This window comes from Lactobacillus sp. ESL0679, from assembly GCF_029433515.1.
Taxonomy (GTDB): Bacteria; Bacillota; Bacilli; order Lactobacillales; family Lactobacillaceae; genus Lactobacillus.
On sequence record NZ_JAQTIG010000002.1, the window covers coordinates 139,627 to 159,857 of the forward strand.

The 20,231-nt window shown below is 39.8% G+C and carries 19 protein-coding genes and 1 riboswitch; of the genes, 18 read left to right on the top strand and 1 reads right to left on the bottom strand.

Annotation, left to right across the window (positions count from 1 at the left end):
- Positions 1–83 precede the first annotated feature (83 nt).
- The 17 genes from PT287_RS03655 (at position 84) to PT287_RS03735 (ending at position 18,588) form a co-directional block, all read left to right on the top strand.
- Positions 84–3,212 carry a DNA polymerase III subunit alpha gene (locus tag PT287_RS03655; RefSeq protein WP_277132680.1) on the top strand — a complete coding sequence of 1,043 codons (3,129 nt, stop codon included), beginning with the start codon at positions 84–86 and terminating at the stop codon, positions 3,210–3,212.
- A gap of 165 nt (positions 3,213–3,377) precedes the next feature.
- Positions 3,378–4,337: a 6-phosphofructokinase gene (pfkA, locus tag PT287_RS03660; protein ID WP_277132682.1), complete on the top strand. Its 960-nt coding sequence runs from the start codon at positions 3,378–3,380 to the stop codon at positions 4,335–4,337.
- Between the two features lie 31 nt (positions 4,338–4,368).
- The gene (gene pyk / locus PT287_RS03665) at positions 4,369–6,138 is read left to right on the top strand and encodes a pyruvate kinase (RefSeq protein WP_277132684.1); all 1,770 of its coding nucleotides are present in this window, start codon (positions 4,369–4,371) and stop codon (positions 6,136–6,138) included.
- Between the two features lie 112 nt (positions 6,139–6,250).
- Positions 6,251–7,138, top strand: a complete 888-nt coding sequence (locus PT287_RS03670) for a S1-like domain-containing RNA-binding protein (protein WP_277132686.1) — start codon at positions 6,251–6,253, stop codon at positions 7,136–7,138.
- Entirely contained in the window at positions 7,122–8,030 is a 909-nt protein-coding gene (xerD, locus tag PT287_RS03675; RefSeq protein ID WP_277132688.1) for a site-specific tyrosine recombinase XerD, read from the top strand. Before PT287_RS03670 ends, xerD begins: the two co-directional genes overlap by 17 nt.
- A gap of 8 nt (positions 8,031–8,038) precedes the next feature.
- Entirely contained in the window at positions 8,039–8,401 is a 363-nt protein-coding gene (locus tag PT287_RS03680) for a reductase (protein ID WP_277132690.1), read from the top strand.
- Entirely contained in the window at positions 8,394–9,128 is a 735-nt protein-coding gene (locus PT287_RS03685; protein WP_277132692.1) for a segregation/condensation protein A, read from the top strand. Before PT287_RS03680 ends, PT287_RS03685 begins: the two co-directional genes overlap by 8 nt.
- The gene (scpB, locus tag PT287_RS03690) at positions 9,118–9,726 is read left to right on the top strand and encodes an SMC-Scp complex subunit ScpB (RefSeq protein ID WP_277132694.1); all 609 of its coding nucleotides are present in this window, start codon (positions 9,118–9,120) and stop codon (positions 9,724–9,726) included. The genes PT287_RS03685 and scpB overlap by 11 nt, the downstream gene beginning before the upstream one ends.
- Positions 9,726–10,445: a pseudouridine synthase gene (locus PT287_RS03695; protein WP_277132696.1), complete on the top strand. Its 720-nt coding sequence runs from the start codon at positions 9,726–9,728 to the stop codon at positions 10,443–10,445. The genes scpB and PT287_RS03695 overlap by 1 nt, the downstream gene beginning before the upstream one ends.
- A gap of 27 nt (positions 10,446–10,472) precedes the next feature.
- Positions 10,473–10,586: riboswitch (FMN riboswitch) on the top strand.
- A 90-nt stretch (positions 10,587–10,676) separates the two neighbouring features.
- Positions 10,677–11,366 carry an ECF transporter S component gene (locus PT287_RS03700; protein WP_348635271.1) on the top strand — a complete coding sequence of 230 codons (690 nt, stop codon included), beginning with the start codon at positions 10,677–10,679 and terminating at the stop codon, positions 11,364–11,366.
- A 98-nt stretch (positions 11,367–11,464) separates the two neighbouring features.
- Complete coding sequence (locus tag PT287_RS03705; RefSeq protein ID WP_277132698.1) at positions 11,465–11,989, top strand: LysM domain-containing protein; 525 nt, start codon at positions 11,465–11,467, stop codon at positions 11,987–11,989.
- Between the two features lie 42 nt (positions 11,990–12,031).
- Positions 12,032–12,706 (top strand): (d)CMP kinase, encoded by a 675-nt coding sequence (cmk, locus tag PT287_RS03710; RefSeq protein WP_277132699.1) that lies wholly within the window; start codon positions 12,032–12,034, stop codon positions 12,704–12,706.
- Positions 12,707–12,778: 72 nt separating this feature from the next.
- Positions 12,779–13,987: a 30S ribosomal protein S1 gene (gene rpsA / locus PT287_RS03715; RefSeq protein ID WP_277132701.1), complete on the top strand. Its 1,209-nt coding sequence runs from the start codon at positions 12,779–12,781 to the stop codon at positions 13,985–13,987.
- 60 nt (positions 13,988–14,047) lie between these two features.
- On the top strand, positions 14,048–15,358 hold the full coding sequence (der, locus tag PT287_RS03720) for a ribosome biogenesis GTPase Der (protein WP_277132702.1): 1,311 nt from the start codon (positions 14,048–14,050) through the stop codon (positions 15,356–15,358).
- Positions 15,359–15,544: 186 nt separating this feature from the next.
- Positions 15,545–15,820 carry an HU family DNA-binding protein gene (locus PT287_RS03725; RefSeq protein WP_277132704.1) on the top strand — a complete coding sequence of 92 codons (276 nt, stop codon included), beginning with the start codon at positions 15,545–15,547 and terminating at the stop codon, positions 15,818–15,820.
- A gap of 125 nt (positions 15,821–15,945) precedes the next feature.
- Complete coding sequence (locus PT287_RS03730) at positions 15,946–17,199, top strand: tetratricopeptide repeat protein (protein WP_277132706.1); 1,254 nt, start codon at positions 15,946–15,948, stop codon at positions 17,197–17,199.
- A gap of 192 nt (positions 17,200–17,391) precedes the next feature.
- Positions 17,392–18,588 carry a CCA tRNA nucleotidyltransferase gene (locus tag PT287_RS03735; protein ID WP_277132707.1) on the top strand — a complete coding sequence of 399 codons (1,197 nt, stop codon included), beginning with the start codon at positions 17,392–17,394 and terminating at the stop codon, positions 18,586–18,588.
- Here the strand turns inward: PT287_RS03735 and PT287_RS03740 are convergent.
- Positions 18,585–19,250, bottom strand: a complete 666-nt coding sequence (locus tag PT287_RS03740) for a hemolysin III family protein (RefSeq protein WP_277132708.1) — start codon at positions 19,248–19,250, stop codon at positions 18,585–18,587. The genes PT287_RS03735 and PT287_RS03740 overlap by 4 nt on opposite strands.
- Positions 19,251–19,368: 118 nt before the next feature.
- Between PT287_RS03740 and PT287_RS03745 the strand changes: the two genes are divergently transcribed.
- Positions 19,369–20,229 carry a DegV family protein gene (locus PT287_RS03745; protein WP_277132709.1) on the top strand — a complete coding sequence of 287 codons (861 nt, stop codon included), beginning with the start codon at positions 19,369–19,371 and terminating at the stop codon, positions 20,227–20,229.
- Positions 20,230–20,231 lie beyond the last annotated feature (2 nt).

Below are 20,231 nucleotides of genomic sequence, written 5' to 3' on the forward strand. Positions count from 1 at the left end.
ATTTTAGCAAAATTTATGTGCTTTTTCAAACTAAAAAGTTAGTTTTTGGTATACTGATTTTAGAAGAAAGGTGGAGCTTAAAGATGAAAATCGCCGCATTACAAAATATTAGCTCGTTTACGCTGCTGGCTAGTCCAATTAAAATTAAGGACTTACTGCAAGCAGCAAAAGAGCAGGGGTATGAGGCTGTTGCGTTAACGGATATTAATTTTACTTACGGATTGGTTAATTTTTATGAATTAGCCCAAAAAGTCGGTATTAAGCCGCTATTAGGGATGCAGCTGCGACTTAATGGCTTAATTGATAGTGCCCACCAATATGACTTAATTGCTCTGGCTAAGTCAGATGCCGGTTACCGTAATCTTTTGCGACTATCTAGTGCGATTAATTTGTTAACTGAGAACGGGACTAATCAAAAGATTTTAACTTTAACTGAATTAACAAAATACTTAGGCGAATTAGTGCTGATTGTCCCAGCTAATGACCGCAGTGAATTGGTTCACTTGCAAGAGCAGCAGGAACAATTAGGGAATGATTTTGTTCGCCAGCTGCTTAAGTTAGTACCGCAATCCAGTTCGCTTTATTTAGGGGTGTATGCCTCACGCCACCAGGAAAATTATCTTGCTTATGTCCAAGCACTGGCAAAGCAATTTTCTCTTCCTACGGTCGCGGTGGAGGATACACGTTATTTGAGACCAAATGAGCAATTTTTGCGGCGGACACTGCAGGCAATTAAAACAGGAACAGTTCTACAAGATACCGAGGAAATAGCCAAGCAAAAGGGGTCGCACTTTTTAGCATCAGCTCAGGAATTAAGTGTTCGCTATCATGAAATGGATTTAGATGATGCACTAGCGAATACTTGGCAAATTGCCCAGGATTGCAACGCTAAAGTGATTTTTCGGACGCCAGTTTTGCCCCAATATAAGCAGCAAAAATTCCCAACTTCGAAGGAATATCTGAATTATTTAGCTCAAAAAGGATTACAGGCAAGGTTTACCAATCGTCCAGTTCCGGCTAACTACCAAAAGCAGCTTGATTACGAGCTAGGTGTTATTGATCAGATGGGCTTTAATGATTATTTCTTGATTGTTTGGGATGTAATTAATTATTGCCATCGTGCAGGAATTACCACTGGTCCAGGACGTGGTTCTGCTTGTGGCTCTCTAGTATCATATTCCTTAAAAATTACAGAAGTTGATCCAATTCAGTACCATTTGTTATTCGAGCGTTTTTTAAATCCAGCAAGACATGAAATGCCAGATATTGATTTAGATATTCCGGACAATCGGCGTGATGATGTAATTAAGTATATGTTCCAAAAATACGGCATGGATCATGCGGCGCAGATTTTAACCTTTGGCACGCTAGCAGCTAAGCAAGTTTTACGTGATACGGGGCGTGTGTTTGGCTTAAGCGAGGTTGAATTAACTAAGTGGTCAAATAGTGTTCCCTTTGCCAAGGGTAAGATTACGCTAGAAGAGGCTTATAAGCAGTCGACGAAGATGCGCCTGCTAGTTGGTGCTAGTGTCAAAAATAAATTGTTGTTTCAAACAGCTAGTAGACTAGAGGGCTTGCCGCGTCATTATTCAATCCATGCGGCCGGACTGGTAATCAGTGATAATTCCATTGCTGGGATTTCTGGGTTACAAACGGGGCAGCTGGGAATTCCAGTTACTCAGCAAACTAAAAAGTACGTTGAAGCACTTGGCTTATTAAAGATTGACTTTTTAGGTTTGCGTAATTTAACAATTTTGGGCGATACACTGGACTTAATTGCCCAGCAGGGTAAAAAAATCGACCCTAATCAGATACCACTAGATGATCCCCAGACAATGGTGGCATTCCAGCAAGGAAATACCAACCTAGTTTTCCAATTTGAATCAGGCGGGATCAGGCAGGTCTTGCGCGAACTACACCCAGATAATTTTGAAGATTTAGTAGCAGTTAACGCTCTTTACCGTCCGGGTCCAATGCAAAATATTCAGACTTTTATTGCTCGGAAAAAAGGTAAGCAGAAAGTTACCTATCCTGACCCAAGTTTGAAGACAATTTTAGCACCGACATACGGCATCTTAGTTTATCAAGAGCAGGTAATGCAGACGGCGCAAGTGCTAGCCGGTTTTTCATTAGGTGAAGCCGATATTTTGCGGCGAGCAATGTCTAAGAAAAAGCAGGATGTCATTGAACAAGAACGGGCAAAGTTTATTGTGGGTGCGGTCAAAAAAGGTCATGCCAAAGAAGTTGCTAGCCGAGTTTACAATTATATTGAACAGTTTGCCAATTATGGTTTTAACCGTTCACACGCGGTAGCCTATACCAAGATTGCCTTTTGGCTGGCATATCTAAAGGTTCATTATCCTGCCGAGTTTTATGCGGCAATGCTTAATTCGAACAGTGGCAGCCGCTTGAAGTTAAGTGATTACGTGATGCGCGCTCAGGAAGCTGGTACCAAGATTTTACCGCCCGACATTAACCACAGTACTTTGGATTATCAGGTCATTAATGGCAGGATTTTGGTCAGCCTGAAGGCAGTCAAGGGTGTGCGATTGGATTTATTAAAAGAAATTATTCAAGTTAGAAGACAAAAGCCATTTGCTTCACTTGATGACTTCTTGCGGCGAATTGATGTGAAGTTTATTAAGGTAAAAGTCATTCAGGCGTTAATTCAGGCTGGGTGCTTTGATCACTTGTATCCTAACCGTAAGGAACTACTGGCAAATAGTCAGGAAATCATTGAAAATGTTGAACTGACAGGACAGAATATCGCCCTTTCTGAAAGTTTAGGTGGAGTGCCGATGAAGGAAGTCCCTGAAGCTACTAACGCGGAAAAAGCAGAAATGGAAAATGAAGTTCTCGGCTTTTCAACCAAAACTTCACCACTAGTCGCCGCGCAAAAATACGCAGAACAGTTTAATGCTCGCCCTCTGCGTGATTTTGCAATTAATGAAACGGGGATTGCTGTTGGCAAGCTGCTGAATTTAAAGTTAATTCGAACCAAAAAAGGCAGCACGATGGCTTTTGCCACTTTTACTGACTCAACTGACAGACAAGAAATTGTTATTTTTCCTAATGTTTATGAAAAAGTGCAGGATAATCTAAAAGTTGGCAATGTTTATCTGCTGGGGATTAGAATTCAAAATGACCGCTATGATTCAAGTAAAAAGCAGTATATTTTAACTAATTTAAAGGCGATTAATTTTAAAGGTTAAATATTTTTTGCTTAAGTGTTAACAAGTAAGTGTTGTTAACGCTAACATTCTGAAAGACCGTTAAATCAAGAAAAATAATCGTTTTTTGTGAGATTTTTTACTAAAAAAATGTTAAAATCTAAATGATGTGAGAAATTACACAATAAATCTTGATGAGGTGAATTCATGAAACGAATTGGTATTTTAACCAGTGGCGGGGATGCTCCAGGAATGAACGCAGCGATTAGGGCTGTTACCAAAACTGCGATTCATCACGGACTTGGCGTCGTTGGTATTCGTTATGGTTTTGCCGGGTTAGTTACTGGTGATTTTGTTCCGCTTACTGCGGAAGATGTTGACCACAAAATAAGTTTAGGTGGCACATTCCTTTATAGTGCTCGCTACCCAGAATTTGCACAAGAAGAAGTGCAAAAAAAGGGGGTTGAGCAGCTAAAAAAGCATGGCATTGATACTGTTATCGTTATTGGCGGTGACGGCTCATACCATGGTGCATTAGCTTTAACTCGTCTCGGTATTAATTCAATTGGTCTTCCGGGAACAATTGATAACGATATTCCGTATACTGATTATACAATCGGTTTAGATACTGCATGTACAACTGCGATGCAAGCAATCGATAAGATTCGCGACACTGCAAGCAGCCACCACCGTGTGTTCATTGTTAATGTGATGGGCCGCGGCTGTGGTGATATTGCAATGCGTGTTGGTCTTGCCAGTGGTGCCGATGCAATTGTTGTTCCTGAACGCGAATATGATGTTCAAGAAATTGCTGAAACACTGAAACGTGGCTTTGCAGACGGTAAAGATCATGGTATTGTCGTATTAGCTGAGGGTGTGATGGACGCTAATGACTTTAAGGCTGAACTCTTAAAGTATGGCGACTTTGATGCCCGTGCTAATATTTTAGGTCATATGCAACGTGGCGGCTCGCCGAGCGTTGTTGACCGGATTAACGCCACAAAGATGGGCAATTATGCGGTTAAGTTACTTCTCGATGGTCAAGGCGGTTTAGCTGTCGGCATGGAGAATAATAAGTTAAGTACGCATGACATCCTTGATTTGTTTGATGAAAAGCACCACAGTGATGAAACACTGCTAGATATAAATGAAGAAATGACTAAATAATTAGCCGATTTTTTGGGGAGATTTTTACATAATGAAGAAAACTAAAATTGTTAGTACGTTAGGGCCAGCTTCAAATGATATTGAAACAATTACTGCTTTAGCAAAAGCTGGTGCAAATGTATTCCGGTTTAACTTCTCGCATGGTGACCATGCAGAACACCTATCACGGATGAAGATGGTGCGCCAAGTTGAAAAAGAAACTGGTTTAGTTCTGGGAATTGACCTTGATACTAAGGGTGCTGAAATCAGAACTACTGAACAAGAAGGCGGAAAATTTACCATTAATACCGGTGATGTTATTCGCGTTTCAATGGATGACTCTAAGAAGGGTAACAAGGACAAGATTCATGTTACTTATGAGGGTTTGTTTGACGATACCCACGTTGGCGGTCACGTTTTAATCGATGACGGTTTAGTTGACTTATTAATCACAGACAAAGATGATGAAAACCGTGAATTAATCTGTGAAGCACAAAATACTGGTGTTATTGGTTCTAAGAAGGGTGTTAACGCACCTGGTGTTGAAATTCGCCTCCCAGGAATTACTGAAAAAGATACTGATGACATTAAATTTGGTTTGCAACACGGAATTAACTTCATCACTGCTTCCTTTGCTCGTAAAGCACAAGATATTCTTGACATTCGGAAATTGTGTGAAGACGCTAATTGTGACTACGTTAAGATTTATCCTAAGATTGAATCACAAGAAGGAATCGACAATGCTGATGAAATCTTACAAGTTTCAGATGGTTTAATGGTTGCTCGTGGTGACATGGGTGTTGAAATTCCATTTATCGATGTTCCATTTGTTCAAAAAGACTTAATTAAACGGGCTAATGCACTTGGCAAACCAGTTATTACTGCTACCCAAATGCTTGACTCAATGCAAGAAAACCCACGTCCAACTCGTGCCGAAGTATCTGACGTTGCCAATGCAGTTCTTGATGGTACTGATGCCACCATGCTTTCTGGTGAATCTGCTAATGGTCTTTACCCAGTTAAAGCTGTTAAGGCAATGGCTGAAATTGACGAAAGAACTGAACGTGAATTGTTGAAGCGTAACACTTTAGCTTTACAACGGTTTGAAGAATACAAGGGTTCAAACGTAACTGAAGCAATCGGTGAATCAGTTGTTCGAACTGCTCAAGAATTGGGCGTTAAGACAATTATTACTGCCACTAATTCAGGCTACACTGCAAGAATGATTTCAAAATACCGTCCAAACGCAGATATTTTAGCTTTGACTTTTGATGAAAAAATTCAACACTCATTAGGTATTACTTGGGGTGTCCAACCATTATTGACTGAAAAGCCAAAATCAACTGATGATATGTTCGAAGTTGCTGCTAAAGTTGCTAAAGAGCAAGGTTACGTTAAAGATGGTGACTTGGTAATTATTGTTGCTGGTGTTCCAGTTGGTGATTCAGGTACAACTAACTTGATGAAATTACAAATTATCGGTAGCAAGTTAGCTCAAGGTTTAGGCGTTGGTAACGGCTCTGTTGTTGGTAAGACAGTTGTTGTTAACAGTGCAGAAGAAGCTAACAGCAAGGTTAAGGAAGGCGACATTCTTGTTTCTAAGACAACTGACCCAGATTACATGCCTGCAATTAAGAAGGCATCTGGTTTAGTAGTTGAAGCATCTGGCTTAACTTCACATGCTGCTGTTGTTGGCTTGTCACTTGGCATCCCTGTTGTAGTTGGTGTTACTGGCGCAACAGAAAAGATTGCTAGTGGTACAACTATTACGGTTGATGCTCGTCGTGGTGCAATTTACCAAGGTGAAATTTCTAACCTGTAATTAACAAGATAATTAAATAAAATAGTCAGCTTAAGTGCTGGCTATTTTATTTTGCAGCATTTTCTTTTATACTTAATAAAGACAGAATTATGTAAAATTAGGAGAAGTGACTATGCTAGGCACGATTGAAACAGGTAAAGTAATTGATCAAAATGAAGACGCATATTATGTGCAAATTGATGGCATTACTTATGAATTAAAGCGTAAGGAAATTACTCAAGAAGAAAAGCCCCAAATTGGTGATGAAATTCGCGGGTTTTTGTATGATGATAAGCAGCACAATCGTGAAATGACGCAGTTTTTACCATTTGCCCAACAAGACCAGTATGGCTGGGGAAAAGTTACTGAAGTTAAATATAACTTGGGTGTTTTTATCGATATTGGCTTGCCTGATAAGGATGTGGTGTTGTCAGTTGACGACTTACCATTTAATAAAGACCGCTGGCCCCGTAAAGATGACCAGTTATTAGTCCATTTGATAACTGATGAAAAAGATCGTATTTGGGCAAAATTAGCCGATGAAAATATTTTCGAACAATTGTCAGCACATTTTCCTAATGATATGGAAAACAAAAATATCTTTGGCACAGTTTATGCCAGTCGTGACTTGGGCGCTTTTGTAATTACCAAGGAATATTACTTGGGCTTTGTTCATTCCTCACAAATGGCACGGCCATTGCGTTTAGGTGAACAGTTTAAGGGACGCGTTGTCGGCATTAGTCAGTATGGCCGACTTAATTTGAGCAGTTTACCACGGGCATTTGAAGAAATTGACGATGACGCGCAGATGGTGTTGATGAGTTTACGTAGAATGAATACGAAGACTCTGCCGTTTTACGATAAGTCCGATGCTCAAGAAATTAAGAATTACTTTGGGATCTCTAAATCTGCCTTTAAACGTGCATTAGGTCACTTATTAAAGGGCAAATACATCACTGAAGATAAAGTTAGCGGCACAATTAGCTTAGTCAACGATCCAAACGATGACCAAAATGAGTAAATTGCAGGAACAAGTTGAGGATTATTTGCGGTACAGTCAAGTTGAGCGCGGGTTAAGTGCGAATACAATTACAGCATATCGCCAAGATTTAACTGAGTTTCTCGCGTTTTTAACTAACGAAAATCTAACGGCATGGCCAACTAAGGCCTTAGATATTGATGCCTTTTTAGCTCAACAGCGTGATTTAAATAAGGCCACCAGCTCGATTAGTCGGATGATTTCAAGCTTGCGAAAATTTTACCAGTGGCTAGCTAGGCAAAACATCCAAAAGTTAAATCCAATGCTTGAGATTGATCCACCTAAAAAGGAGCAGCGATTGCCCGTTGCGCTGACAGTTGATGAGGTTGAGCGTTTATTAGACCAGCCTGATGTTCATCAAAAGTTAGGCTTGCGAGACCGAGCACTACTGGAAACACTATATGCCACCGGGATTCGAGTTAGCGAATTAATTAATCTAAAATTCGATGATTTGCATGAAGAATTAAAATTGCTAAAGGTCTTTGGTAAAGGCTCCAAGGAGCGACTAATTCCGATTAGTCCAGTTGCCATTTCGTGGATTGAAAGTTATCAGACTAAGGTTCGCGAGCCACTATTATTAAAGGTCGGTAAGGCTAGCGATTATATTTTTCTCAATAATCGCGGTGGCTCATTAACCAGGCAAGCAGTTTGGCAGATTATTAAGCGGTATTGTCGGATGGCAGTGATAACAAAAGATGTGACACCACATACTTTGCGCCACACTTTTGCGACCCATTTATTAGAAAATGGGGCTGATTTGCGTGTTGTACAGGAAATCTTGGGCCACTCTGATATTAGTACCACCCAGATTTATACTAATTTATCGCAAAAGCATATTCTCCAGGTCTATGCCAAGGCGCATCCGCGAACTTAGGTGATTAAATGTTAATTGAATGTAAAAGTGATAAGGAAAAGGTCGCCATGGGTCTTTTGTCTTACCTAAAGGATTTTAAAAATCTTGCCAATCTAAAAGATGAAATCAACTTGAATAAAACCAGTTCGGAATTTCAGCTTTACCTGTACCGCGAAAATAATGCCAATTTTATTGGGGTTATCGGGACACAGAATGATGCGAATTTTATTATTATTCGCTATCTTTCGTTTGCTCCAGATTATCGCAGTCCCAAGTACGAGGCAGCGGCAGTCCGTGAATTGGCAGCTAGCAATCCTAATAAACGGGTGACTGCTCTACCTGACTGGACCCGCCTACTTAAATATTTAACAGAAAATAAAAAACATGAGTGATAATTTAACTTTAGAATTACCTAATTTTGAGGGCCCACTGGATTTACTACTGCACCTGATTAAGTCGCAGAAAATTGATATTTATGACATTCCAATCGCGCAGATTACTAGTCAGTATTTGGCTTACTTGCAACAGATGCAGCAATTAAATTTGCAAATTGCGGGTGAATATTTTGTAATGTCGTCAACGCTTTTGCGAATTAAATCGCAGTCTTTATTGCCACAGAATGATTTTGTCGAAGATGAGCCCGAGGAGGACCCAAGGGATGAGTTAGTTCAGCAATTAGTTCAGTATTCGGTCTTTAAAAAGATATCGGCTTATTTTAAGAAACGTAATGAAGCAGTGCCGATTACTGCGGCTAAAGAGGAGAGTGTTCCGCAAACTAAAAAAGTTCAGCTTCTTCCGACTGGGCAGATTACGGCAACTGAACTTGCTAACACTTTTATGGTAGTGCTCCAGCGGCTGAAAATCAGACAGCCTGATATTGCATCCGTCGAGGTAAAGGAAACACCAATTACGGAAATGATTACTTTTTTAGAAGAAAAAACCGCTGGTGGAAAAAGGGTCAGCTTTTTTGCATGCAGTGATGAGCTGCATAGCCTGTCTGATGTTATCGGCTTGTTCTTAGCGCTATTGGAATTATGCAAGAAGCAGAAAATCAAAGTCAGTCAATCGCGAACCTATGGTGACTTAGAATTAGAAGGAATTGATGTTAATGCCAAGTAAAATTGCGCAATTAGAGGCGCTACTTTATGTAGCAGGAGACAACGGGATTGCTAGTGATAATTTATGCGAATTATTGCAGGTTGGTCAGCCGGCGTTACGGGAACTAGCTAAAAATTTAGCTGATAAATTACAGGAAAATCATGATTCAGGTTTGCAACTATTGCATATTAACCGCAATTACAAGCTAACGACACGCCCTGAAGTTGCTAAAATAGTAGCTAGTTACTTTCAAAAGGACTTAACAAAAACGCTCAGTCAGTCAGCTTTGGAAATTTTGGCAATTGTCGCTTATCGCCAGCCAATCACGCGGGTTGAAATTGATGATATTCGCGGAGTTAACTCATCTGGTGCATTGCAAACATTGATTTGGCGCGGTTTAGTTAAGGTTGACGGCAAAAAGGATGCGCCGGGACATCCCAACCTGTATGTCACTAGTGATTACTTCCTGCAGTATTTTGGCTACCAAAGTTTAGCCGATTTGCCGCTAATTGAAGATTTTGAAGATGACAGTATTAATGCGGAAGGCGAAATAGATTTATTTGCGGCTAAGGGTCAGGCTAATAAGAACTTGACCAGCATGCAAAAAGGAGAAAAATAATGGCATTACAACGTTTACAAAAAGTAATTGCTGAGGCGGGAATTGCCTCAAGACGTAAGGCTGAAAAGATGATTGCGGAAGGTCGCGTCACTGTAGATGGTGAAATTATCACTAAACTTGGGACTAAAGTAGAAACTTTCAGCAACATTACGGTTGATGGCGAACCAATTGAGCGTGAAAGCTTGCACACCTATGTGTTTTATAAACCACGGGGAGTTGTTTCAACTGCTAGCGATGACAAGGGTAGAAAAACGGTGGTCGATTACTTTAGCGATTTGCCATACCGGTTATATCCAGTCGGGCGCCTTGATTACGATACGTCGGGTTTGTTACTAATGACTAATGATGGTGAATTGGCTAATTTAATGATGCATCCGCGTAATAAGGTTGCTAAGGTTTATGTTGCCCGCATTGAGGGGCAATTATTGCCTGAAGAAAGCAAGCAATTAGCGCACGGAGTTGAATTTGACCACCATAAGAGTTCCCCAGCTAAGGTAAAGGTCATTCGCACAGATAAAAAGCATAACCGGCAGATTGTCCAATTAACCATTCATGAAGGACATTATCACCAAGTTAAAAAGATGTTTAAGGCTGTTAACCATCAAGTTGAAAAACTGGCACGTGAGAAGTATTCTTTCTTGACTCTTGATGGTCTTGTGTCTGGTCAATACCGCGAATTGTCTCATGAAGAAGTTGACAGATTGAAACATGTAGACTAGTATATTGATAGAAATTAATAAAGAGTTTGTTGTCTTCATGGCAGGGTGTAAGTCCCGACCGGCGGTAAGTCCGCGACCCGTGTAAACGGTGGAATCCCATAGTGGTACCGATAGTTAAAGTCTAGATGAAAGAAGACAGACTAAACTAAAAGAAAAGTAGATAAAAAGCTTGCTTTTATTAGGTCTGTTGCTTGGAGCAACAGACCTAATATTGTTTTGGAGGTAAGTTTTTTGAAGAGTAAGAGTACGAGTAATTTAGCATTATTAATCGCCTGTGCGATGTTTGGTGCGGTAGCATTTGTCATTATTAAATTTACAGGGATTCCAATTTTACCAAATGCGACTTTCTTAAAATTTGATTTTTCTGATGTCATTATTACAATTGGGATGTTTCTTTTTGGCGTTTGGCCAGGGGTTTTTATTGCGATTATTAGAATGCTGCTCAGTTTAATCTACAGTGGCTTTAGCTTGCCAAGTGTTGTTGGTCAATTAGCAGCATTATTAGCATCAATTTCCTTTGCATTACCGTTTTACTTTGTTACTAGAAATATGAAGCATGATGAAACAAGTGGAATGAAGCGCCACGTTAAGCCAATTATTGGTTTGATTTGTGGGACAATTGCCATGGCAGTTGTTTTGGCAACTCTGAATGCCTTAATTTTAACGCCAATGTATGCCGTAACAATGATACCAAAATTGCCAGCAATCCACGGCTATTCTGGTTTGCTTGGGTTTACCGAAAAGGTATACTTAGGTCAGATGTTACATATTCCATCAATGGGAGCATATATTTTCGGAATAATTGTTCCGTTCAATCTTGTAAAGGGATTAATCAACAGCGTTGTTGTTTACCTATTGTTTGAAGCAGTTTTACGTAACTTGAAACCTTTTGTTCAAAAGAATTTTAATTTAAAGAGATAATTTAACTTAAGTCGGTCATTTAAATGGCCGATTTTTTTATCCAAAAACGCCGGTAAATATGCTAAAATTAAATAAGTTAGGTGAATCGAGGTATTTTGATGAATCAAAAACAGGAAAAATTATATAAACATTATGCACGTCCAAATGAGCCCAGAGTTGTGATTAACAAGCCACATTATAAAGGCTGGCTAATCACGATGACCGTTTTGATCGTTGTGATTATTGCTCTTATTCCTGTTGTTCATCACTTAGCTTCAAGTGGTCAGGTCAAGGAGCAGGCTGTTGAATTGCAAAAGACAACCAAAAAGTCGTCTAAAAAATCTGCTAAGCATGTGAAGCAAGTAAAACAAGTGGCTAAAAGCAAACCAAAAAAGGCGAAGTTTACAGCTAAAACGCAGCAGTTACCAAAAGTTAAAGCTAAAAAAGCTACAGTTAAGAAATCCTCAGATGAAAAGCCGCAAGCAAAAACGCAGCAGGTACCAAGTCAATATGTTGTTCAAGCTGGTGATACTTTAACTAGTATTGCACAAAAGAATAACGTCTTGCCGCAAGAATTAGTACGACTTAATGGCCTTGATACTGACGGCCAAGTATATGCCGGACAAACACTTAAATTGAGATAATTATTAAGAAAGGATAGGGACTATGCGTCCCTTTTTGATTGAATGCAAGTAGCAATTGATGGACCAGCTTCAGCTGGTAAAAGTACAGTCGCAAAAATTATTGCGCAAAAGTTAGATTTTATTTACATTGACACTGGGGCAATGTACCGTGCATGTACGGTGATTGCCCGGTCACATCACCTTGATTATGGCGATGAGGCTGGAATTTTAAAAGCAATCGACCAAGATGGTATTGAACTTAAAGCTGTCAACGGTGAACAAAAGGTCTTTGCTGGCACGAAAGATATTTCCCGCGAGATTCGCACACCGGAAATTTCTGCCAATGTCTCACAGGTGTCTGCTTTGGCTGGTGTGCGGGCTAAGATGGTTATTTTGCAGCGGCAAATGGCCGGGAAAGTAAATGTAATAATGGATGGCCGTGATATCGGGACGACTGTTTTACCTGATGCCGAAGTTAAAATCTTTTTAGTGGCAACACCAAGATCGCGAGCAGAAAGACGGATGCTTGACTTGCAGGAGCGCGGGATTAAGTCCAATAAAACGGTCGATGAAATTGAGCAAGACATTGCAGATCGCGACTATAAAGATTCTCATCGGGAGATTTCGCCGCTGAAAAAGGCGTCAGATGCGATTGAAATCGATACAACGACCATGTCAATTGACCAAGTTGTGGCTGCAATTTTGGCTAAAATTAAAAAAAGTCAAAAAAAACTATAAAAAAGGGGTTAAAACAGTAGAAAAATATCTAACTTTCATTTAGAATTAGATTATGATATTGGGAGGTAAATAATGTCAGAAAACAGTAATCAATTTTTAGATGCATTGAAACAAATGCAAGGGGTTGAGGTCGGAGATATCGTCGATGTAGAAGTATTAGACGTTGAAGACGGCCAAATCGATGTTGGTGTTGAAAATGCTGGTGTCGAAGGTGTAATCCCACGTCGTGAATTCACTTCAGACCGCAACGCCGATTTACGTGACCTTGTTAAACCGGGTGATAAACTTAAGGCTTTAGTTTTAAGAAAAGCCGGTGGCGACAAGGAAAACGGTGAGTTCTTCTTCTCAGTAACTCGTCTTAAGGAAAGAGAAGCTTATGACGAATTACAAAAGGACTTTGAAGCAGGTAAGACAATCGAAGGTACTGTCACAGCTTCTGTTCGTGGTGGTTTATTAGTTGACGTTGGTACTAGAGGATTTTTACCAGCTTCACTTATTTCTAACCGTTACGTTTCCGATCTTAAGCCTTACATTGGTAAGACTATGAAACTTAAGATTACCGAAATTGATCCAAGTAAGAATCGTCTGATTCTTTCACATAAGGACTTAATTGAAGAAGAACGTGAAGAAGCCTTTGATAAAGTAGCATCACAATTAGTTGTTGGCGATGTTGTTGAAGGTAAAGTTTCTCGTTTGACTAACTTTGGTGCTTTTGTTGATGTTGGTGGTGTTGACGGTTTAGTTCACATCTCAGAAATTTCATACAAGCACGTTGATAAGCCTAGCGATGTATTAAAGGCTGGTCAAGATGTTAAGGTCAAAGTTATCGGTATTGATGATGACAGACATCGCATCTCCCTTTCAATCAAGCAAACTGAACCTTCTCCATTTGAACAAGCTACTTCAGACTTACACGAAGGTGACATTTTTGAAGGTGAAGTTAAGTCATTGACTAACTTTGGTGCTTTCGTTGAAGTTGCTGACGGTATTCAAGGCTTAGTTCACGTTTCAGAAATTTCATACAAGCACGTGGACAAACCTAGTGATGTTTTGGAAGTTGGCCAAACTGTTAAGGTTAAGGTTTTGAACATTGACCCAAGTGAACGTCGGATTTCACTTTCAATGAAAGCAGCTGATTCTAAAGGCTCTGACAATGAAGGTTCTCGTTCACACAGTTCATACAACAATAACAGAAATTCTGTTAAGAAGTACATGAACAACGAAGACAGTGGTTTCGCTTTAGGTGACATTATTGGTGACCAATTAAAGGACCGTCGTTAATCATAATAAAAAAGCCGACTGGATAGCCGGCTTTTTTTATTTTATAAAGGAGGCTGAAAGATGGTTTTACCAGTAGTTGCAATTGTTGGCCAACCAAATGTTGGTAAATCAACGCTTTTCAACCGGATTATTAATGAGCGTTTAGCAATTGTTGAAGATAAGCCAGGTGTCACTCGTGACCGTAATTATGCCAAGGCTGAATGGATGGGGCAAAAGTTTGACCTAATTGATACTGGTGGTATTACGTGGGAAAATGGCCGCATTGAAGATGAAATTCGGGCGCAAGCAGAAATTGCAATTGACGAAGCTGATGTCATCGTGATTTTAACCAGCGTAACTAATCACCTGACGGACTTAGATGAGCGGATTGCCCATTTACTCTATCGCACCGAAAAGCCGGTTATTTTGGCTGTAAATAAGGCTGATAACCCTGAGCAGCGGGCTGATATATATGACTTTTACAGCTTAGGCTTTGGTGATCCAATCCCAGTATCAAGTGTCCATGGAACGGGAATCGGTGACTTACTTGATCGGATTGTTAGCGAGTTGCCAAAAGACCTAGCTAAAAAAGCTGACGACCAAATTTCTTTTAGCGTTATTGGCCGACCAAATGTTGGTAAATCATCGATTGTTAATCAATTAGTTGGTGAAAAGCGCGTTATCGTCAACAATGAAGAGGGAACTACTCGAGACGCCGTTGATAGTCCTTTTGTTGGTGAAGATGGCACTAAATTTAGGATTGTCGACACCGCTGGTATCAGACGTCGTGGTAAAGTCTACGAAAAGACGGAGAAGTACTCTGTAATGCGCGCAATGGGGGCAATTGAGCACTCAGACGTTGTTTGTCTTATCTTAGATGCAAGTACAGGTATTCGCGAGCAAGACAAGCACGTTGCTGGTTATGCCCATGATGCGGGCCGCGGAATTATCATCATTGTTAACAAGTGGGATTTACCTAAGAAGAGCAGCACCAGTGCTAAAGAGTTTGAGCAAACTATTCGGCAAGAATTCCAGTATCTTGATTACGCACCGATTTTGTTTGTTTCTGCTAAAACCGGTCAGCGACTTGAGCAAATTCCCAAGATGGTTAAGCAAGTTTACCAAAACCAAAATCAACGAATTAAGTCTAGTGTGCTCAATGACTTATTGCTAGAAGCAAGCAAATTAGTGCCGACGCCAATGATTAAGGGTAAACGCTTAAGAGTTTACTATATGACCCAGGTTTCGACTAATCCGCCGACATTTGTAGTTTTTGTTAATGATGCGGAATTAATGCACTTTTCTTATCAACGCTTTTTAGTAAATCAATTGCGTGAGAATTTTGATTTTACAGGAACACCAATTAAAATAATAGCGCGGAAGCGAAAGTGATTTGTATATTACAAATATACAAAAAATAATATTTTTAATAAAAAAGCTTGTTGTAGTAAGGCTTTTGTGCTATTTTGAGTGCATGGAAACAATGATTAAATTGTAATCATTATTTCTTATTCTTCGGTTGAAGAATAAGCTTTGAGTCCAGTTAGGGGGACTCAAATTTTGGGAGGTGAAGTCCAGATGGCAAATAAAGCAGAATTAGTTTCAGAAGTAGCTTCAAGAACTAAATTAACTAAGAAGGACGCAGCTACTGCTGTTGATGTAATTTTTAGCGCAATCCAAGATGATCTTGCAAAAGGTAACAAGGTTCAATTAATTGGCTTTGGTACTTTTGAAGTTCGTGAACGTGCAGCCCGCAAGGGTCGTAACCCACAAACTGGTGATGAAATTGAAATCCCAGCAAGTAAGGTTCCTGCATTTAGACCTGGTAAGGCTCTTAAAGAAGCTGTTAAATAATTTAATAGTTTTATCTTAAAAGACGGTGATGTGATGGTCACCGTCTTTTTTGGTGAGCATAAATAATTCAGGATGTTTCTTGTTAAGCTAATTTTATGTCATAATTAAGGTAATGGAGGGACTAAATGTATTCTGAACAATTACTTGACGCAATTGAAAAACAAGATTTTTCGCAGGAAAAAGACTTATTAAAAAAGGCCTTGGATAATGATGAACCAGAAGTATTGGCATCTTTAGCCGAAAATTTAACCGGCTTAGGTTTTACTAACTTATCAAAAGAAGTTTATCGCAGCCTAATTGCCCAATTTCCTAAAGAAGACTTATTTAAGGTTTACTTAGCAGAAATTTTACTGAATGATGGCGCAGACGATGATGGCCTGTCATTGTTGTATAACATTAAAGAGGATTCTTCGGCCTACCTTGACAGTCTGTTAGTTCAAGCGGATTATTATCAAACTAACGGTTTGCTTGAGACGGCCCATAGTAAGCTGATGAAGGCTGCCAAATTGGCACCTGATGAAGATATCGTTAAGTTTGGTTTAGCCGAATTAGACTACTTGAGCGGTCATAATGAGCAAGCTCTAGCCTTATATCAAGATTTATTAACGCGCCACAAAAACTTTAGCGAGGTCAACCTGATTGATCGCTTGTACCAGACATTGGCAAAATTAGGCCGCTATGAAGAAGCTAGCAAGGTAATCGAAGACCATAGCGGTGATATTTTGGATATTGATAGTAAATATCAAGCTGCACTGATTATGCTCAATGTTAATAAGGACGATCAGGCGATTACTTATTTGAATGACGTTATCAATCAAAGTCCGGACTATGTGAATGCATACCCGCTTCTAGCTACAGCTTATGAGCACAAAAATGATAATGAGCAGGTTTTGCGGTCAAGCCAAGCAGGACTAGCCTATAATGAACTTGACCCAGTATTATATTCTAAGGGTGCACGTGCGGCTGCTAAGTTGAACGACTTAAAGACAGCTGAGGGTTTACTAACTCGCGGTTTAAAAGTTGAGCCAGAAAATAACGATTTACGGCTGCAATTGTCTAATCTTTATTTGCATGAAGGTAAAAATGAGGCCAACCTGCAATTGTTTGCCCAACTCGATGAAAGTGATTTGGAACCACAAGCCCACTGGAATATAGCGCTATCTTATGAAAATTTGGATAATAGTGATAAGGCCAAGAGTGAGTTCTTGCTGGCATATCCAGAATTTCAAAGTAATTCCGCTTTTTTGAAGCAAATGATTCGTTTCTTCAACACCGAGGCTAATGCTACCGAAATTGTTCTGCAGCTCTTAGAGCGCTATTTAAAGCTAGAACCAGAGGATGGCGAAATGCAGGAATTGTATAATCAATTGTCTAATTAACTAATTTTTTTGGTAAAAAAGACCATGATGTGGCCTTTTTTCTTTGGCAATTTTTCGAGATAATACAAGTGGGTTCGTGTTCTACTTGTAAATAGGCTATAATAAGATTTAGACGCTATTGGAAAATTAATTAAAATAATAGTGCTAATTTACTAACAAAAATTAAAAATAAATAGATGAGTTGATTAATTAATGATGAAAATAAATGAATTACCCGCGATTTTTACCGCGGCACTTCCTGTCCTTAAGACACTGGAACAAGCAGGCTTTGAGGCATACTTCGTTGGTGGCTCGGTCCGTGACTTGATACTGGGCCGGCACATCCATGACATCGATATTGCCACCAGTGCTTATCCAGAGGAAGTTAAAAAACTATTTAGTCGATCGATTGATACCGGGATTAAACACGGAACCGTAACGGTCCTCTATAATGATGGCAGTTATGAAATTACAACTTTTAGAACCGAGTCTGGCTACCAAGATTATCGTCGTCCCGATCATGTGACTTTTGTACAGAATTTAAGTGAAGATCTTAAGCGACGTGACTTTACAATAAATGCACTGGCGATGAACACGAGTGGTGAAATTATTGATTTGTTTGATGGTCTTGGTGATTTACAAAAGCATATTATTCGGGCTGTTGGTGATCCGGAAAAGCGCTTTAACGAGGATGCTTTACGTATGATGCGTGCAGTCCGCTTTATGAGTCAATTACAATTTAGTTTAGAAACAAAAACAGAGCAGGCGGTTAAGGATAACCACCAGCTCTTGCAAAAGATTTCGGTAGAACGGATTCGTGATGAGTTTGTTAAGATGGGGATTGGCCCGCATTCACGCCAAGCTTTTCAGGTCTTTTTAGATACGCAATTAAGCGAAGACGTGCCAGATTTTGGTGGTAAAAGCGAATTGTTGACGGTTTACCCAAGCTTGAAGTTTAATCCAGATATCGAAACTAGCTTGTGGGCCATTATTATTATTTTGCTTAAGATCCCTAACGAGCAAATTGCTAAATTTATGCGCGATTGGAAAAATTCTAACGCCATGACTAACGAAGTTGAAAAAGTGGTTGCAGTCTTTGATTTACTTTCAGAACGGACGCCAACTGATTTTGAACTTTTTGAAGCAGGAAAAGATATTCTGCTAAACGCAATTGATGTCGCTCGTATCTTGGGCCAGCCGGTTAATTCCGAGGCTTTAGTTGATCGCTATGTTGCTCTGCCGATTAAGTCGACAGCTGAACTGGCAATTGACGGCCGGTTTTTAATTAATGCTGGAATTGCTCCGGGACCACAACTAGGTAATTTATTGACCGAAATTAAGCAGAAGATCATTGCTGGCGAACTTGAAAACACGACGGATGCAGTTACTGCCTTTTTGGCAAATAATTAAACGTATAGCAGAACTGAAAAGTACATTAAGCCCGATCCCAGCATCACAAATAAGTGCCAAATGACATGGATGAAGGGAATGCCGCGCATGGTGTACAGTAAGGCGCCAATAGTATACGCAACACCGCCGCCGACAAGCAACCAAAAGCCGACAGGACTGAGGCGAACATAAAGTGATTGCCCCGAAAAAATCACAAGCCAACCCATGCCAACGTACAAAACGGTGTCAAGGATTGTGTGCTTACCACGGTTAAAGATATAGTAAATAATGCCAAAAATGGTCAGTGCCCAGATTAGGCTAAATAAAACCCAACCCCATGTACCGCCGATAGCCACAAGTGAATACGGCGTGTATGATCCAGCAATTAATAAAAAAATTGATGTGTGATCAAAAATTTGAAAAACATTGCGGGCCCGGGTAAAGATCAGGCTATGAAATAGCGTTGAAAATAGATATAAAAAGACCAAACAAGCACCATAAATACTAAAGGTTACGATGCGTAATGCATTTCCAGTAGCGGCAGCTTTAACGACTAGCAATACTAGGCCAGCAACGGCTAGGCCAAAGCCAATTCCGTGGGTAATGGCACTAAAAATATTGTCTAAAATGTAATATGTTTTTGATCTTGTAGTTGGCTCTTGCCAAAGTTTTTTAAATTCCATTATCAAAATAGTCCAATCATTTTCTTCTACACTAGGTTTTTTTGCTATAATGCAAGTATTGATATTGTTCACATTTTATCATAAAATGTAACGCGAATTAGAATTGAGGGCAAATACGTTGTCAGAGATAAAAATCATGACGGATTCTTCGGCGCAATTAACGCCAGAAGAAATCGAAAAATATCATATCACAATTATCCCACTACTGGTGACGATTGATGATCAGACATATGTTGATGGCGTAGACATTACACGGCAAGAGTTTGTCGAAAAAATGACGACATCAAAAGAATTACCTAAGACTAGCCAGCCGCCAATTGGTCGGCTAGTTGATACAATCAATGAGCTAACTGCTGATGGTAGTAACGTTATTGGTATCTTTTTGGGTAAAGGCTTAAGTGGCACAGTTGATGCGGCAAGGCAGGCCGTTAAAATTGCGGGTAAAGCCAACCAAGTAAGTATTGTAGATTCTCAATTGACCGATCGAGCTGAAGGACTGCAAGTTTTAGAAGCTGCTCGCGGTGCTCTTAAAGAGCAAAGTGTTCAAGAAATCTTGGCGCACCTAGAGCAAATTAAAAAGACGCAGCGCTTGCGCATGATGATTGTTAATTTAGAAAATATCATTAAGGGTGGACGACTAGGAGCTGTTTCTGGTAAAATTGCTACTTTACTGAACATTCGCATTGAGCTGCAAATGCCGGGCGGTCATTTAAAAGTGGCTAAAAAAGGTCGCGGCAAGAAATTCTCATTAGCTTTTGATAATCGGGTTTTAGCCGATATTGAGGCAAACAAGGATAAAATCAAGGAAGTTGGTATTTCTTACGTTTCACTCGATGGTGTGCCGCAAGAATTAAAGGATTTTGCACAAAAAATCAAGAAAATTAATTCTAAAATTGATGTGCTAGTGCGCGAGACCAGCCCAGTAATCGCAACACATGCTGGACTTGGTGCTTATGCAATTTTGTACTATACGGAGTAATA

Bases quoted from the DNA above. Each gene is read 5' to 3' on its own strand.
- PT287_RS03685 (WP_277132692.1), top strand. From the start codon at position 8,394: ATGAGTGATAATTTAACTTTAGAATTACCTAATTTTGAGGGCCCACTG.
- rpsA (WP_277132701.1), top strand. From the start codon at position 12,779: ATGTCAGAAAACAGTAATCAATTTTTAGATGCATTGAAACAAATGCAA.
- PT287_RS03680 (WP_277132690.1), top strand. From the start codon at position 8,039: ATGTTAATTGAATGTAAAAGTGATAAGGAAAAGGTCGCCATGGGTCTT.
- PT287_RS03655 (WP_277132680.1), top strand. From the start codon at position 84: ATGAAAATCGCCGCATTACAAAATATTAGCTCGTTTACGCTGCTGGCT.
- PT287_RS03735 (WP_277132707.1), top strand. From the start codon at position 17,392: ATGATGAAAATAAATGAATTACCCGCGATTTTTACCGCGGCACTTCCT.
- scpB (WP_277132694.1), top strand. From the start codon at position 9,118: ATGCCAAGTAAAATTGCGCAATTAGAGGCGCTACTTTATGTAGCAGGA.
- PT287_RS03705 (WP_277132698.1), top strand. From the start codon at position 11,465: ATGAATCAAAAACAGGAAAAATTATATAAACATTATGCACGTCCAAAT.
- pyk (WP_277132684.1), top strand. From the start codon at position 4,369: ATGAAGAAAACTAAAATTGTTAGTACGTTAGGGCCAGCTTCAAATGAT.
- xerD (WP_277132688.1), top strand. From the start codon at position 7,122: ATGACCAAAATGAGTAAATTGCAGGAACAAGTTGAGGATTATTTGCGG.
- PT287_RS03730 (WP_277132706.1), top strand. From the start codon at position 15,946: ATGTATTCTGAACAATTACTTGACGCAATTGAAAAACAAGATTTTTCG.
- PT287_RS03695 (WP_277132696.1), top strand. From the start codon at position 9,726: ATGGCATTACAACGTTTACAAAAAGTAATTGCTGAGGCGGGAATTGCC.
- PT287_RS03740 (WP_277132708.1), bottom strand. From the start codon at position 19,250: ATGGAATTTAAAAAACTTTGGCAAGAGCCAACTACAAGATCAAAAACA.
- cmk (WP_277132699.1), top strand. From the start codon at position 12,032: ATGCAAGTAGCAATTGATGGACCAGCTTCAGCTGGTAAAAGTACAGTC.
- PT287_RS03725 (WP_277132704.1), top strand. From the start codon at position 15,545: ATGGCAAATAAAGCAGAATTAGTTTCAGAAGTAGCTTCAAGAACTAAA.
- pfkA (WP_277132682.1), top strand. From the start codon at position 3,378: ATGAAACGAATTGGTATTTTAACCAGTGGCGGGGATGCTCCAGGAATG.
- PT287_RS03670 (WP_277132686.1), top strand. From the start codon at position 6,251: ATGCTAGGCACGATTGAAACAGGTAAAGTAATTGATCAAAATGAAGAC.
- der (WP_277132702.1), top strand. From the start codon at position 14,048: ATGGTTTTACCAGTAGTTGCAATTGTTGGCCAACCAAATGTTGGTAAA.